Consider the following 14018-nt stretch of genomic DNA (forward strand, 5'->3'; position numbering starts at 1 on the left):
ATGGCGGTCTACACCGACGTTGCCGCCGACGAGCTTGCGGATTTCCTGAAGCAATACGATCTCGGCGAACTGCTCTCCTACAAGGGCATCGCCGAGGGCGTCGAGAACACCAATTTCCTGCTGCATACGACCAAAGGGTCGTTCATCCTCACGCTCTACGAAAAGCGCGTGGCGAAGAACGATCTGCCGTTCTTCCTCGCGCTGATGACGCATCTGGCCGAGCACGGCGTGAGCTGCCCGTTGCCGGTGAAGGCCAGGGATGGCGAGCCGCTGCACGAGTTGCAGGGACGGCCCGCCGCCATCATCACTTTTCTCGAAGGCATCTGGCCGCGCAAGCCGAACGCTGTGCATTGCGCCGGCGTCGGCGAGGGCCTCGCCCGCATGCATCTGGCCGGCGCCGATTTCGCGATCAAGCGGGCCAACGCGCTGTCTGTCGCGGGTTGGCGGCCGCTGTTCGATGCAGCGGCGGATCGCGCCGACGAGGTGCAGCCGGACCTGCGCGCGTTTCTTTCGGCCGAGCTCGACTATCTCTCGGGCGGCGTCTGGCCGACCAATCTGCCCGAAGGCGTGATCCACGCCGATCTCTTCAACGACAACGTCTTCTTCCTCGGCGACAAGCTGTCGGGCATCATCGACTTCACCTTCGCCTGCAACGACATGCTGGCCTATGACGTCGCGATCTGCCTGAACGCCTGGTGCTTCGAGCCGGATCATTCCTTCAACGTCACCAAAGCGCGCGCCTTCCTCAACGCCTACGGGCGGGTGCGCAAGCTTTCCGAGGCCGAAGAGGCCGCGCTGCCGCTGCTGGCGCGCGGCGCCGCGATCCGCTTCCTGCTGACGCGGCTGGTCGACTGGCTCAACGTGCCTCCCGGCGCGCTGGTGAAGCCGAAGGATCCGCTGGAATATTTTCGCAAGCTGCGCTTCCATCAGAGCGTCTCCAGCGCGCGGGATTATGGGCTGATGCCGTCAGGACTGGTCGCGTGAGCGAGCTCCCCAATGTCACGATCTTCACCGACGGCGCCTGCTCGGGCAATCCCGGGCCCGGCGGCTGGGGCGCGATCCTGAAGTTCGGCGACAAGGAAAAAGAGCTGAACGGCGGCCAGCCGCACACCACCAACAACCAGATGGAGTTGATGGCGGCGATCTCCGCGCTCGAAGCGCTGAAGAAGCCGTGCACCGTCGATCTCTACACCGACAGCCAGTATGTCCGGCAGGGCATCACCGGCTGGATCCACGGCTGGAAGCGCAACGGCTGGCGCACCGCCGACAAGAAGCCGGTGAAGAACGTCGAGTTATGGCAGCGCCTCGATGCGGCGCTGAAAGCGCACCAGGTGCGCTGGCACTGGGTCAAGGGCCACGCCGGCCACCCGGAGAACGAACGCGCCGATCAATTGGCGCGGGACGGGATCGTAAAGGCGAGGCTGCAGCAGCGGCTGGCGGAGTAGGGCGCGCCGTTGCTCCACCCCCAACTGTCATCGCCCGCGAAGGCGGGCGATCCAGTATTCCAGTGATTCAGCCGAGAGGTCTCGGCGTACTGGATGCCCCGGTCAAGCCGGGGCATGACAGTGTCGTTTGTGGCTAGCCGCGCAAAAAACTTACAGCTGCCCCAGCAGCGTATCGCCGCCCGACACCTCGACCTTGCCGGGCATCGCCTCGAGGTTCAGCTTCTTGACCACGCCGTCCTCGACCAGCATCGAATAGCGCTTGGAGCGGATGCCGAGGCCGTTGGCGGAGGCATCGAGCTCCATGCCGATTGCCTTGGTGAAGTCGGCATTGCCGTCGGCGAGGAAGATCGCCTCGTCACGCTGGTCGGTGTCGCGCTTCCAGGCATTCATGACGAAAGCGTCGTTGACAGAGACGATCGCGATGGTGTCGACGCCCTTGTCCTTCATGGCGTAGGCGTTGAGGAAAATGCTCGGCAGATGCATCTTGTGGCAGGTGCCGGTGTAGGCGCCGGGCACGGCGAACAGCGCCACTTTCTTGCCCTTGAAGATATCGTCGGTGGTCTTCACCTGCGGACCTTCCGCCGTCATCACGCGGAATTTCGTCTCGGGCAGCTTGTCGCCAACTTGGATCGCCATGGTCGTTTCTCCATTGAAAGAGGCCGGCAGAGTTTCTAGAGCATTTTACCGCCGGAGGAAACGGATTCACTGCGCTGTGATCATGCGCATCTGCGGCTACATCTTCGGTGTCGTCCCGGCGGAGGCCGGGACCCATAACCACAGGGGCAGGTTTGGCGAAGACTCGTCGTCCGGTACAGCTACCATACGCAACCGATAGATTTCGCGGTATGGGTCCCGGCCTTCGCCGGGACGACGTGAATCCCCGATGCGTCGGCGCAGAGCGTCAGTCCTATGCCGCCTGGGCCTTCTTCTGGTCGCGTAGCTCGCGGCGGAGGATCTTGCCGACATTGGTCTTGGGCAGGTCGGTGCGGAATTCGATGTGCTTGGGCACCTTGTAGCCGGTGAGCTGCTCGTGACAGAACTTGATCACGTCCTCGGCCGTGAGGTTCGGATCCTTCTTCACCACAAAGGCCTTCACCGCTTCGCCCGATTTGGCGTCGGGGATACCGATCACGGCGCATTCCAGCACGCCCGGATGGCTCGCGATCACTTCCTCGATCTCGTTCGGATAGACATTGAAGCCGGAGACCAGGATCATGTCCTTCTTGCGGTCGACGATCTTGGTATAGCCCTTCTCGTCCATGATGCCGATGTCGCCGGTGCGGAAATAGCCGTCCGCGGTCATCACCTTGGCGGTCTCTTCCGGCCTGTTCCAGTAGCCGGCCATCACCTGCGGGCCCTTGGCGCAGATCTCGCCCGGTTGGCCGAGCGGCACCTCGTTGCCCTCGTCGTCGCGGATCGAGATGTAAGTCGACGGCACGGGAATGCCGATGGTGCCATTGAACTCAGCATTGGTCGCGGTGTTGCAGGTCAGCGTCGGCGAGGTCTCCGACAGACCGTAGCCTTCGGCGATCGAGCAGCCCGTGATCGCCTTCCACTGCTCGGCCACCGGACGCTGCACGGCCATGCCGCCGCCGTTCGAGATCTTCAGCTTGGAGAAGTCGAGCTTCTTGAAGTCAGGGTGATGCATCAGGCCGTTGTAGAGCGTGTTGACGGCCGGGAAGCTATTGACTTGGTATTTTGCCAGCTCCTTGATGAAGCCCGCGATGTCGCGCGGGTTCGGGATCAGGAGATTGCAGCCGCCGGCACGCACCGCGAGCAGGTAGCAGGCCGTCAGCGCGAAGATGTGATAGAGCGGCAGCGCGCACACGATCATCAGCTGCTCGACATGCGGCGGCTGAGCCAGCGCCGGCTGCAGCCAGGCGTCGTTCTGCAACACGTTGGCGACGATGTTGCGATGGAGCAGCGTGGCGCCCTTGGAGACGCCGGTCGTGCCGCCGGTATATTGCAGGAAAGCGACGTCGCCAGGCGACAGTTTGGGCTTGTTGAAGGTCTGGCCGCGGCCCGCCGCGAGCGCATCGTTGAAGGACACTGCGCCCGGCAGCGCGAAGGCCGGCACCATCTTCTTGACGCGGCGGACGACGAGATTGACGATCACACCCTTGAAGCCGAGCAGATCGCCCATGCTGGCGACGATGACGTGCTTGACCGGGGTCTTCGCAATCACCTGCTCGACGGTGTGGGCAAAGTTCTCCAGCACGATGATGGCTTCGGCGCCGGAATCCTTGAGCTGATGCTCGAGCTCGCGCGGGGTGTAGAGCGGGTTGACGTTGACCACGGCAAAGCCGGCACGCAGCACGGCTGCGGTGGCCACGGGGTATTGCAGCACGTTCGGCATCATGACGGCGACACGGGCGCCGCGCTGCAGGCCGCGGCCCTGCAAATAGGCAGCGAGCGCCAGCGACATCTGGTCGAGGTCGCGATAGGTGATCGCCTTGTCCATGCAGATGAACGCCTTGCGGTCGGCGAACTTCGCAAAGCTCTCCTCCAAGAGATCGACCAGCGATGCGTATTGCGTCGGCTCGATATCAGCGGGCACGCCGGGCGGATATTGCTTGAGCCAGATGCGCTCCATGGAAACTCCCCTCTCTTAACGTCAGTGCCCGTTGTGTCCCGGGCTGCCTCATTGCCGCCAGTATCGAGCCTGCCGGAACGGCTGGCAAGCGGTCGAGGCTTAGGGCAAAGGCCGGGAGGTGGCCACTGGAATCGTCGCAAGTCGCTGCCGCAGGTGCGAAGTGCGGCCGGGCCTGGAGCGTTAACCTAGCTGTTGTTGGGCGCGGGCTTCGACGCAGGCTTTGTCGCGGCCTTGGGTTTTGCAGGTTTGGCAGCCGGATCGCCGCTCGCCGCCGCCTTGTCCGCAGCGGGCTTGTTGGCAGCAGGCTTGTTCTCAGCAGGTCTGGCCGCGGCATGCTTGCTCGCGGCCGGCTTTGCCGCGCTCTTTGCATCACTTTTTGCCGTGGCGTCGGGCTTGGCGGCTGCCGTCTTGGCTTCGCTGCCGGCGTCGGGCCTCTTGGCCACGCGCGATTTCTTGCCACGCGCCTTCGGCGTGGCCTGCTGGTCGGCGTCGGCTGCGACGGCCGCGACGAGGGCCGCGCCTGTGCGGGTCGGGCCGGTATAGACCACCACGGGCTCCACAGCCTCCGCGGCCGAGGCCATCAGGTCGGACGCCTTCATCAGCGGCGGCTGGAGGCCGGCGGTGAAGAACGTGACCTTGGCTTCGCCGCCGGTCAGAGAGGTCGATCCGCTGCCATTGGTCGCGATCAACGCATCATCGTCGTCGCTGGCCGGATGTTTGCGGTGACCACCGCACATCTCCTCACGCAGGTTCGGCGGCGAGGCATCGACGGGCACGAGGTTTTCGACAGTGCCGAGCGAGGGGCGCAGCCACGACAGATTGTCCTGGCTGAAGCCGCGCTCGAGCAGCTGCGCCGCCTTCACCGCGCGCGCGGTGCCGGAATTGGCGCCGAGCACCACCGCGATCAGGCGGCGGCCGTTGCGCGTGGCCGAGGCCACGAGGTTGTAGCCGGAGGCACAGATGAAGCCGGTCTTGAAACCATCGGCGCCGGGATAGCGGCCGATCAGCTTGTTGAAGTTCGGCGTGATCCGCTTGCCGAAGCGGATCGCCGGGATGTGCACGAAGTACTCGTATTCGGGCAGGTCGCGGAGGAACGAGCGGGCGAGAATGCCGAGGTCGCGCGCCGAGGTGACGTGTCCGTCCGCGGGCAGCCCGTTCGGATTGACGTAGTTGGTCTGCGTCATGCCGAGCTTCTTTGCGGTGTCGTTCATCATCACCGAGAAGCCGTCGATCGATCCGCCGAGGCCTTCGGCCAGCACCACGGCCATGTCGTTCGCCGACTTGACCATCATCATCTTCAGCGCGTTATCGACGGTGAGCTGTGTTCCCGGACGCAGGCCCATCTTCGAGGGCGACTGCGAGGCGGCCGTCGGCGACACCGTCAGCAGCGTGTCGAGTGTGATCTTGCCGTCCTTCACGGCCTTCAGCGTCACATAGGCGGTCATGATCTTGGTGACGGAGGCCGGATACCAGGGAATGGTGGCGTTCTCGGCCTGCAGCACCTTGCCGCTGTCGGCTTCGATCAGCAGCAACGCTTCGGCATTGACGGCGCGCGGCACGACAAGCGCACCGACGGCGAGCGCCGCGGCGAACAGGTTGAACAGGGATTTGCGAAGCAGCGGGCGAAAGGCGTGCACTATCCGATTCCGGTCCTTGGAGAGCCGCTGGTTCCACGCGGTTCTCGTGATCTGACGTTCGGTTTTGAAATCCAGCGCCGCCGCTCGCGGCAGCGCAAACCTATACCGGCTCGTGCGTCGAGAATAGGGGCTTCAAGGCGGTATTCCGCAATGAAATAGGCCGAATTTCGACAGTGCTACGGGGACTTGACGGCAGCGGAAGCTGCCTCCGCGGCACTTGCCCTGCCCCGCGCGGCCTGGGCTTGTTCCTGCACCATGAACTGGGCTCTGGCGAGCTCGGCAAAATGGCCGCCTTTGGCGACGAGTTCATCGAAAGTTCCGCTTTCGATCACCCGCCCGTTCTCGAACACCAGGATCCGCGTGGCATTGCGGATGGTGGAGAGGCGGTGGGCGATGACGAAGGTGGTGCGGCCCTTCATCACTTCATCGAGAGCGGCGTTCACCTTGGTCTCGGTCACGGCATCGAGCGCGCTGGTCGCCTCGTCCAGAATCAGAATCGGCGGGTCCTTCAGCAGCGCTCGTGCGATCGACAGTCGCTGCCGCTCGCCGCCGGAGAGCATGCGGCCGCGCTCGCCGGCATTGGTCGCAAAGCCGCCGCTGCGCTCGATGAAGTCGAGCGCCTGCGCGCGCTCCGCCGCCTTGCGCATCTCGGCTTCGGTCGCATCCGGCTTGCCGACGCGTAAGTTCTCCTCGATCGAGCGGTTGAACAGCAGCGCTTCCTGGAACACGACGCCGATATTCCGCCGCAGCGATGTCAGCGTCACGCCGCGCACGTCCATGCCGTCGATCCTGATGAAGCCGGATTGCGGATCGAAGGCACGGTGCAGCAGCGCGATCGCGGTCGACTTCCCGGCGCCGGTCGGGCCGACCAGCGCGATGGTCTGGCCAGGCAGTGCGGTGAAGGAGAGATCCTCGACCGCAGGCCGTTTGCCGTCATAGGAGAAGGTGACGTCGTTGAATTCGACGAGGCCGGAGAGCCGGCCTGCATCGATCGCGTCCGGTCGGTCGTGCACCGCGGGCACGGCATCGAGCACATTGAAGAACTCGCGCAGGCGCGGTGCCTCCATGAAGACGCTGTTGATGAAGCTCACCACCTGCTCCAGCTTCTGGATCAGCAGTGTGGCGAAGCTGACGAACATCACGATCTCGCCGACCGAGGTCAGGCCTTGATCGTGCAGGGCGATGCCGAGCGTGAAGATCGCGAGCACGGTGATGGTGGTGGAGGCGCGTGTGATCACCGTGACCAACGCCCACCACGACAGCACCGGCATTTGCGCCGCGAGCAGCTCGTCGGCGACCGAGCGCAAGCCCTTCACCTCGGATTCGACGCGCACGAAGCTCTGCACCAGCGCGACATTGCCGAGCGCGTCGGAGGCGCGTGCGGAGAGCTCGCTGTAATGCTCCTCGACCGCCATTTGCATGCCGAATGTCCTGCGCACGACGAAGGTTGTCAGGGCGGTGAAGACGACGCAGAGCACGAACAGGAGGATCGCGAGCCGCCAGTTCAGATAGAGCGACAGCGGCAGCAGCACCACGACCGAGAGGATCGCGGCAAAATGCTCACGGAAGAAGCCGAGCCAGAGCCGCCACAGCGCGTCCGTGCCGTTGAGCATGACCTTCATCAGCCGTCCCGAATGGGTGCCGGAATGGAAGGTCAGCGGCAGCTGCAGGATGTGCTCGAAATAGCTGGTCAGCACCGCCTGGCGCTGGCGATGGGAAAGCCGGTCGGCTTGCAGGGCCACGAGCGCGCTGCAGGCGATGGTGAACAGTCCGAAGGCGACCCAGGCGGCGAGGAACGGCCAGGCCGAGTTCGAGCCTGCGACCGTCTTGCCGGAGAGCACGTCGACGATCCGCCCGAACAGCACCGGTTCGGCGAATTGCGAGCCGGCCAGCAGCAGATTGGCGAATGCCAGCAGCCAGCCCAGCCGCGCCTCCTTGCCGAGCAGCTCGAGAACGCGGGTGTAGAGACGGAAAATGGACATGAGGCAGGCGCTGACCCAGGCAGCCGGTATGATGTTGAGATGACATTCTAAACTGGGATCGCCGGCGAGATACAGCGGAAGCTTGTTCTATCCGCCCGATCTGTCGCCGGCGGCGCTGAGAAGCGGCATGCCGGGTTTGCCTGCATCATCTAACCTGAACGGGAGATGAGCGGCGGTTGCGTCACGATCACGCAAGCCCGTTCAGCTTGTGTTGGAATTGGGGAACCTAACTTGGGCAACAGGTGTTTGAGAGCCATGAGCCTGTCTCGAGGCACCAACGAAGGTCCCAAGGAGGGTCCAGGACATGTTTGACCGATTTTCAAAATTTGCCGGCCGCAAGGCCGTTCTCGCCACTGCCGCGGTGCTGGCACTGACCAGTGTCGCCCCCACCGCCTCGTTCGCCGGCGGCCGCCACTGGCATGGCGGCGGCGGCGCGGCCTTTGCCGGTGCAGCGATTGCCGGCGCCATCGGCACGGGCCTCGCGATCGCCGCGACCCGTGATGCCTACGCCTATGATCCGGGTCCGGGCTACTACTACGACAGTGCCCCGGCCTACTACAGCGGCCCCGGCTATGGTCCCAATCATTATTATTATGGACCGGGCTATGCAGAGCAATATGGGGGCTACACCAAGGTCTGCTCCCACGGCTGGTCCGGCTACGCTTGCTATTAATCGGTCGGCCACAAGCCCATCTACAAACAAGCCGGCGCGCTTGTCGCGCCGGCCTGTTTCTTGCTTTTGATTGTCGCGCGTTAACGCGCTCTCCATTGGTTTAGAGTAGTTTTGCGTAAATGAGTGATTCGCTTGAGCGGCTATATCTGGCTGTGCTCGCGGCCAGGGATCTTGATCCGGCAACATCGCGCACCGCCCGGCTGTTTCAGCGTGGGCCCTCCAAAATGGCGAAGAAGCTGGCCGAAGAGGCGATCGAGGTCGTGATCGATGCGGTCAACGGCGACGCCAAGGCCGTGGTCCGGGAAAGCGCCGACCTGCTCTACAATCTCACCGTGCTCTGGGCGTCCGCAGGCGTCCGCCCCGAAGACGTCTGGCGCGAGATGTCGCGGCGTGAGGACATGCTCGGCATCGCCGAAAAGTTGCCGAAGTCGCCGATGAAGCTGCCTAAAGTCGCCTCACCGAGCATCTCCAGGCGGCGGCCTATTGTCGCGCTGGAAGGCCGCGCGGCGCGAAAAAGGCATTAAATCGTCACAAAACTCGCGATGGACAAATCCGTCCCAGGGTGCTTCATCGCGGCGCCATGCTGAAACGTATCTACGACTGGTGCATCGACGCCGCCCACAAGCCTTACGCACTCTGGATCATGGGTGCCGTGGCTTTCGCCGAAAGCTCCTTCTTTCCCGTCCCCCCGGATGTGATGCTGATCCCGATGTCACTGGCGCGCCCGCAACGCGCCTGGGTCTATGCGGCGGTCTGCACGGTCACCTCGGTGGTTGGCGGCCTGCTCGGCTATGCCATCGGCGCGCTGCTGTTCGACTCGGTCGGCCACTGGCTGATCCAGGTCTATGGCCTCGGCGACAAGGTCGACGCTTTCCGCGCCTCCTATGCCCAGTGGGGCGCCATCATCATCCTGCTCAAGGGCTTGACGCCGATCCCCTACAAGCTCGTCACCATCACCTCGGGCTTTGCCGGCTACAATCTCGCTCTTTTCGTGCTGTGCTCGATCGTCGCGCGCGGCGGACGCTTTTTCATCGTGGCGATCCTGCTCAACCGCTATGGCGACTGGATCCGGGAGCGGATCGAGCGGCATCTCGGTCTGTGGGTCGCGCTCGGTGCTGCCGTGCTGGTGCTCGGCTTTGTTGTGGCGATCAAGCTGATCTGAACTTTGCCGCCGCGCCGGCGTCGGCTACGGTTGGTCTCATGATGGTTCGATCCGGCAATCCGGCCGTGCGGCTCGGGACGCTGATGTCAGCAGTGCTGCTCCTGCTCGGTGCCGGCGGGACCGGGTGGGCGCAATCGGTGCCGCAATCGCTCGGCCTGCAGGAGCAGGGGCCTCAGGCCGCGCCGCCGCCCGCCCCCTCAGCGCCGCCCGCGCCAGCGGAAAACCCCGGGCTGATCAATGAAATGGGCAAGCTGTTCGACAAGCTGCCCTCGATCCTGCCGCCGATCAAAAGCCCAAGCGAGGCCATGAACGACCTGTCGCGGCTGGCGACGCCGTCGACCATGGTCTCCGGGCGCGCGGCCTGCCCGATCTCCTCCAACGGTGCGCCCGACTGCAAGCTCGCCGCCAACCAGCTCTGCCAGAGCAAGGGCTACAAGGAAGGCAAGAGCCTCAACACCGATTCCGCCGAGAAGTGCTCGGCCAAGGTTCTCATTCCGGGCAGGCAACGCAAGCCGGATGATTGCCGCACCGATACCGTCGTCACCAGCGCGCTGTGCCAGAACTAGGGACGTCGCGCGAGCAGCAAGGAGCGCCCATGAGCCGTACGGAGCAGGATTTCCTCGGACCGCGTGAGATCGCCGACGACATCTACTACGGCGTCCAGACTATCAGGGGGAAGGAGAACTTCCACATCACCGGCATTCCGATGAGCCAAGAGCCTTACTTCGTGAAGGCGCTGGGTTACGTCAAGAAGGCCGCGGCGATGGCCAATCGCGACCTCGGCGCGATCGACGCCAAGGTCGCCGATGCCATCATCCTCGGCTGCGACCGCGTCATCGCCGGCGACATGATGGATCAGTTCGTCACCGACTTCATTCAGGGCGGCGCCGGCACCTCGACCAACATGAACGCCAACGAGGTGATCGCCAACCTCGCGCTGGAATCGCTCGGCTTCCACAAGGGCGACTACCAGCATGTCAGCCCGAACGACCACGTCAATTACGGCCAGTCGACCAACGACACCTATCCGACCGCGTTTCGGCTGGCGCTGATCCTGCGCCTCGAGAGCTACATGACGGCGCTGCGCCAGCTGCAGGAGGCCTTCTTCGCCAAGGGCCGCGAATTCGACCGCGTGCTGAAGATGGGCCGCACCCATCTGCAGGACGCGGTGCCGATGTCGCTCGGCGCCGAATTCCGCGGATGGGGCACCACGATCGGCGAGGAAGTCGACCGCATCTCGGAGGCGCGCGCGCTGCTGCGCGAGATCAATCTCGGCGCAACCGCGATCGGCACGTCGGTGACGGCGGCGGTCGGCTATCCCAAGCTCGCCGTCAGGCATTTGAGCGCGCTGACCGGCGTCGATTTCATCCTCGCCGGCGACCTCGTCGAGGCGACCTCGGACACCGGCGCCTATGTGCAACTCTCCGGCGTGCTGAAGCGCACCGCGAGCAAGCTGACCAAGATCTGCAACGACATCCGCCTGCTGGCCTCGGGCCCGCGTGCCGGCTTCAACGAGATCAACCTGCCGCAATTGCAGCCGGGCTCATCGATCATGCCGGGCAAGGTCAATCCCGTGATCCCCGAGGTCGTCAACCAGACCAGCTTCCTCGTCATCGGTCTCGACACCACGGTGACGCTGGCGGCATCCGCCGGCCAGCTCCAGCTCAACGTGATGGAGCCGGTGATCTCGTTCGCGCTGTTCTTCTCGATCCGCACCATGGAGCGCGCGGTCAACAGCCTGCGCGAGAATTGCGTCGTCGGCATCACCGCCAATGCGGAGCACACCCGCAACATGGTGCTGAACTCGCTCGGCATCGTCACCGTGCTGAAGCCGCTGCTCGGCTACAAGCAATGCGCCGAGATCGCGCGTGAAGGTTACAAGAGCGGCAAGTCGCTGCACCAGATCGTGGTGACTGAGCGCAAGCTGCTGACGCAGGAGAAATGGGACGAGATGTTCTCGTTCGAGCGGCTGATCAATCCGGATTTGATTTCCTGACGTCATTCCGGGGCGCGCCTCTTGGCGCGAGCCCGGAATCCATTTTGCAACTCGCGCCGAGGCCCGATGGATTCCGGGCGCGACGCTTCGCCTCGCCCCGGAATGACGGGAGAGGAATTCCGTGCGTTGGAATTGCGGGTGCCGCGTCGCGCACGGCGTCACAACGCAATACTTGACAGTGGAAAGATTGCCTTGTTGGTATGGTCCCAACCTCTCATGCCTCCGCCAGCAAAGGATCGCGCCGCAATGTCCATGCCTGCTCTGTTCAAGGGACGCCTGTCGATCCCCGTGATCGGTTCGCCGCTCTTCATCATCTCGGTGCCGGACCTGGTGATCGCGCAGTGCAAGGCCGGCGTGGTGGGCTCGTTTCCGGCGCTGAACGCGCGGCCGCCGGAGCTGCTCGACGAATGGCTGGCGCGGATCACCGAAGAGCTCGCGGCCTATGACCGCGCCCATCCCGACAAGCCGTCGGCGCCGTTCGCGGTCAACCAGATCGTGCACAAGTCGAACAACCGGCTCGATCACGACATGCAACTTTGCGCCAAGCACAAGGTGCCGATGATCATCTCCTCGCTCGGCGCGCGCGAGGAGCTGAACCAGGCCGTGCACGGCTGGGGTGGCATCGTCTTCCACGACGTGATCAATCAAAAGTTTGCCCACAAGGCGATCGAGAAGGGCGCCGATGGCCTCATCCTGGTCGCGGCCGGCGCCGGCGGCCATGCCGGCACCATCTCGCCGCTGGCGTTCGTTGCAGAGACGCGCAAATGGTTCGACGGCCCGATCGCGCTGTCGGGCGCCATCGGCAATGGCAGGGCGATCCGCGCCGCGCGCGTTCTCGGCGCCGACTTCGCCTATATCGGCTCGGCCTTCATCGCGACCAAGGAAGCCAACGCGGTCGACAAGTACAAGGAGATGATCGCGGGCTCGACCGCCGACGACATCGTCTATTCCAATCTCTTCACCGGCGTGCACGGCAATTACCTGAAGCCGTCGATCCTCGCCGCCGGCATGGATCCGGAAAACCTGCCGACGTCGGATCCCTCGAAGATGAATTTCGGCACCGACGCTTCCGGCGAGCGTGCCAAGCCGAAGGCCTGGAAGGAGATCTGGGGCTCCGGCCAGGGCATCGGCAGCATCGACGGCATCATCCCCGCTGCCGATCTGATCGCGCGCTTCAAGAAGGAATACGACGAGGCGATCGATCCGCCGTTGTGATGGCGCCCGCAATGAGTGCCATCTACCGCGTCGACGGCAACAGCGTCGTCACCAGCCCTGATGCCGCCGGCCCCTGGGACCGGCGCATGCAGCACGGCTCGGCGCCGTCGGCGCTGGCGACGTGGGCGGCGGAGCGAATTCCGACGCTTGTGCCGATGAACATCGCGCGCGTTACCATCGATTTGATGCGGCCGGTGCCGGTTGCGCCGCTCACCATCGAGACCGAGGTGCTGCGCGAAGGTCGTAAGATCCAGCTTTGCGAGATCAAGCTCTTCGCCGACGATGTACAGGTCGTCGGCGCCACCGTTCTCAAGATCAGGCAGCAGTCACAGCCGTTGCCGGATGACGTCAGCGATCTGCCTGTTACCCTGCCGTCGCCCGAGGACTCGCTCGTCGAGGACGGCCACGGCGCGATCAGTCCGTTCGCGGGCATGGTCTCGATGCGGGCCGCGCGCGGCCGTTTCGGCCAGGCCGGCGCCGGCGCGATCTGGTTTCGTCTCGACCATCCGCTGGTCGAAGGCGAAGCGGTCTCGCAGGCGATGCGCGCCGTGGTCGCCGCCGATTTCTCCAACGGCACCGCCTCGACGCTCGACTTCCGCGCCTGGACCTACATCAATGCCGACCTCACGGTGAGCCTGGCGCGTCAGCCGGTGGGCGACTGGATCTTGCTCGATGGCAATTCCTGGATCGGCCCCGATGGTGCCGGCCTTGCGATGTCGCGTTTGGCTGATCGGCGGGGCTATTTCGGTCGCGCGGTGCAGAGCCTGGTGATCGAGAAGCGGTGAGGGCGCTTTGTTCTCTGTCATGCCCCGCGAAGGCGCATCCAGTACGCCGCGGCCCATCGATTCCATCCCAACCGTCTCGGAGTACTGGGCGGATTCAACCGGTCAAGCCGGGCGATGACACCTGTTGCGTGGTAAAGTCCGGTGATCGAGAAGCGGTGAGCGTCACGGCAAGCACTGCCGTTGCTGCTGGGCCGATTGAACGGCAGGCTTCCGCCGCCGCGGAAGGGATGCTTGGTCATTTTCGACGTGGCATCCTGCCGGTTCACAATCCGTAGAAGATCTTGATCTCCCACAGCACCACGATGATAGCCGTGATCAACGTGACCGCGGCGACTGCACTTTCCAGGGAAGCGACTCTCATGTCCCACTCCGCTTCCCAGCCCCATCAGCGGTCTAGTTGATTCCCCGATTCGCGGGCAATCGCGCAGGCCGCGCGGACACGCATTCGGCCGCGCATTGTGGTGTCGAGGCCACAACAGCACCGTATAATCCCGGGTGAAAGGGCTCAAGATTCCCGGGATTTCGCGCAA

The 14018-nt window shown here is 64.2% G+C and carries 13 protein-coding genes; 9 read left to right on the top strand and 4 right to left on the bottom strand.

From position 1 onward, the window contains the following. Both XH80_RS41930 and rnhA read left to right on the top strand, forming a co-directional pair. Positions 1–984, top strand: coding sequence for a homoserine kinase (locus tag XH80_RS41930; protein ID WP_271603687.1), 984 nt, complete (start codon positions 1–3; stop codon positions 982–984). Beyond that, positions 981–1445: a ribonuclease HI gene (rnhA, locus tag XH80_RS41935; protein WP_057759646.1), complete on the top strand. Its 465-nt coding sequence runs from the start codon at positions 981–983 to the stop codon at positions 1443–1445. Before XH80_RS41930 ends, rnhA begins: the two co-directional genes overlap by 4 nt. A 150-nt stretch (positions 1446–1595) precedes the next feature. Here rnhA and XH80_RS41940 read toward each other — a convergent pair whose 3' ends face one another. The 4 genes from XH80_RS41940 to XH80_RS41955 form a co-directional block, all read right to left on the bottom strand. Beyond that, a complete protein-coding gene (locus tag XH80_RS41940) occupies positions 1596–2081 on the bottom strand; it encodes a peroxiredoxin (protein WP_057759644.1) in 486 nt (161 codons plus the stop codon). A gap of 271 nt (positions 2082–2352) precedes the next feature. Further along, positions 2353–4038 carry a long-chain fatty acid--CoA ligase gene (locus XH80_RS41945; protein ID WP_057759641.1) on the bottom strand — a complete coding sequence of 562 codons (1686 nt, stop codon included), beginning with the start codon at positions 4036–4038 and terminating at the stop codon, positions 2353–2355. 185 nt (positions 4039–4223) lie between these two features. Beyond that, positions 4224–5675: a D-alanyl-D-alanine carboxypeptidase family protein gene (locus tag XH80_RS41950; protein ID WP_271603688.1), complete on the bottom strand. Its 1452-nt coding sequence runs from the start codon at positions 5673–5675 to the stop codon at positions 4224–4226. Positions 5676–5851: 176 nt separating this feature from the next. Then, positions 5852–7657, bottom strand: a complete 1806-nt coding sequence (locus XH80_RS41955; RefSeq protein ID WP_271603689.1) for a glucan ABC transporter ATP-binding protein/ permease — start codon at positions 7655–7657, stop codon at positions 5852–5854. 304 nt (positions 7658–7961) lie between these two features. Between XH80_RS41955 and XH80_RS41960 the strand changes: the two genes are divergently transcribed. The 7 genes from XH80_RS41960 (at position 7962) to XH80_RS41990 (ending at position 13488) form a co-directional block, all read left to right on the top strand. After that, complete coding sequence (locus XH80_RS41960; RefSeq protein ID WP_271603690.1) at positions 7962–8330, top strand: hypothetical protein; 369 nt, start codon at positions 7962–7964, stop codon at positions 8328–8330. Positions 8331–8449: 119 nt separating this feature from the next. After that, a complete protein-coding gene (hisE, locus tag XH80_RS41965) occupies positions 8450–8854 on the top strand; it encodes a phosphoribosyl-ATP diphosphatase (RefSeq protein ID WP_057759627.1) in 405 nt (134 codons plus the stop codon). A 56-nt stretch (positions 8855–8910) separates the two neighbouring features. Next, entirely contained in the window at positions 8911–9492 is a 582-nt protein-coding gene (locus XH80_RS41970; protein WP_271603691.1) for a YqaA family protein, read from the top strand. A 38-nt stretch (positions 9493–9530) separates the two neighbouring features. Beyond that, positions 9531–10058 carry a hypothetical protein gene (locus XH80_RS41975; protein ID WP_271603692.1) on the top strand — a complete coding sequence of 176 codons (528 nt, stop codon included), beginning with the start codon at positions 9531–9533 and terminating at the stop codon, positions 10056–10058. Between the two features lie 29 nt (positions 10059–10087). Then, positions 10088–11488: an aspartate ammonia-lyase gene (locus XH80_RS41980; RefSeq protein WP_057759621.1), complete on the top strand. Its 1401-nt coding sequence runs from the start codon at positions 10088–10090 to the stop codon at positions 11486–11488. A 246-nt stretch (positions 11489–11734) separates the two neighbouring features. Further along, positions 11735–12703, top strand: coding sequence for an NAD(P)H-dependent flavin oxidoreductase (locus XH80_RS41985; protein WP_271603693.1), 969 nt, complete (start codon positions 11735–11737; stop codon positions 12701–12703). Positions 12704–12714: 11 nt separating this feature from the next. Beyond that, positions 12715–13488, top strand: a complete 774-nt coding sequence (locus XH80_RS41990) for a thioesterase family protein (RefSeq protein ID WP_271603694.1) — start codon at positions 12715–12717, stop codon at positions 13486–13488. Positions 13489–14018 lie beyond the last annotated feature (530 nt).

Source organism: Bradyrhizobium sp. CCBAU 45384, from assembly GCF_028128665.1.
GTDB lineage: Bacteria > Pseudomonadota > Alphaproteobacteria > Rhizobiales > Xanthobacteraceae > Bradyrhizobium > Bradyrhizobium manausense.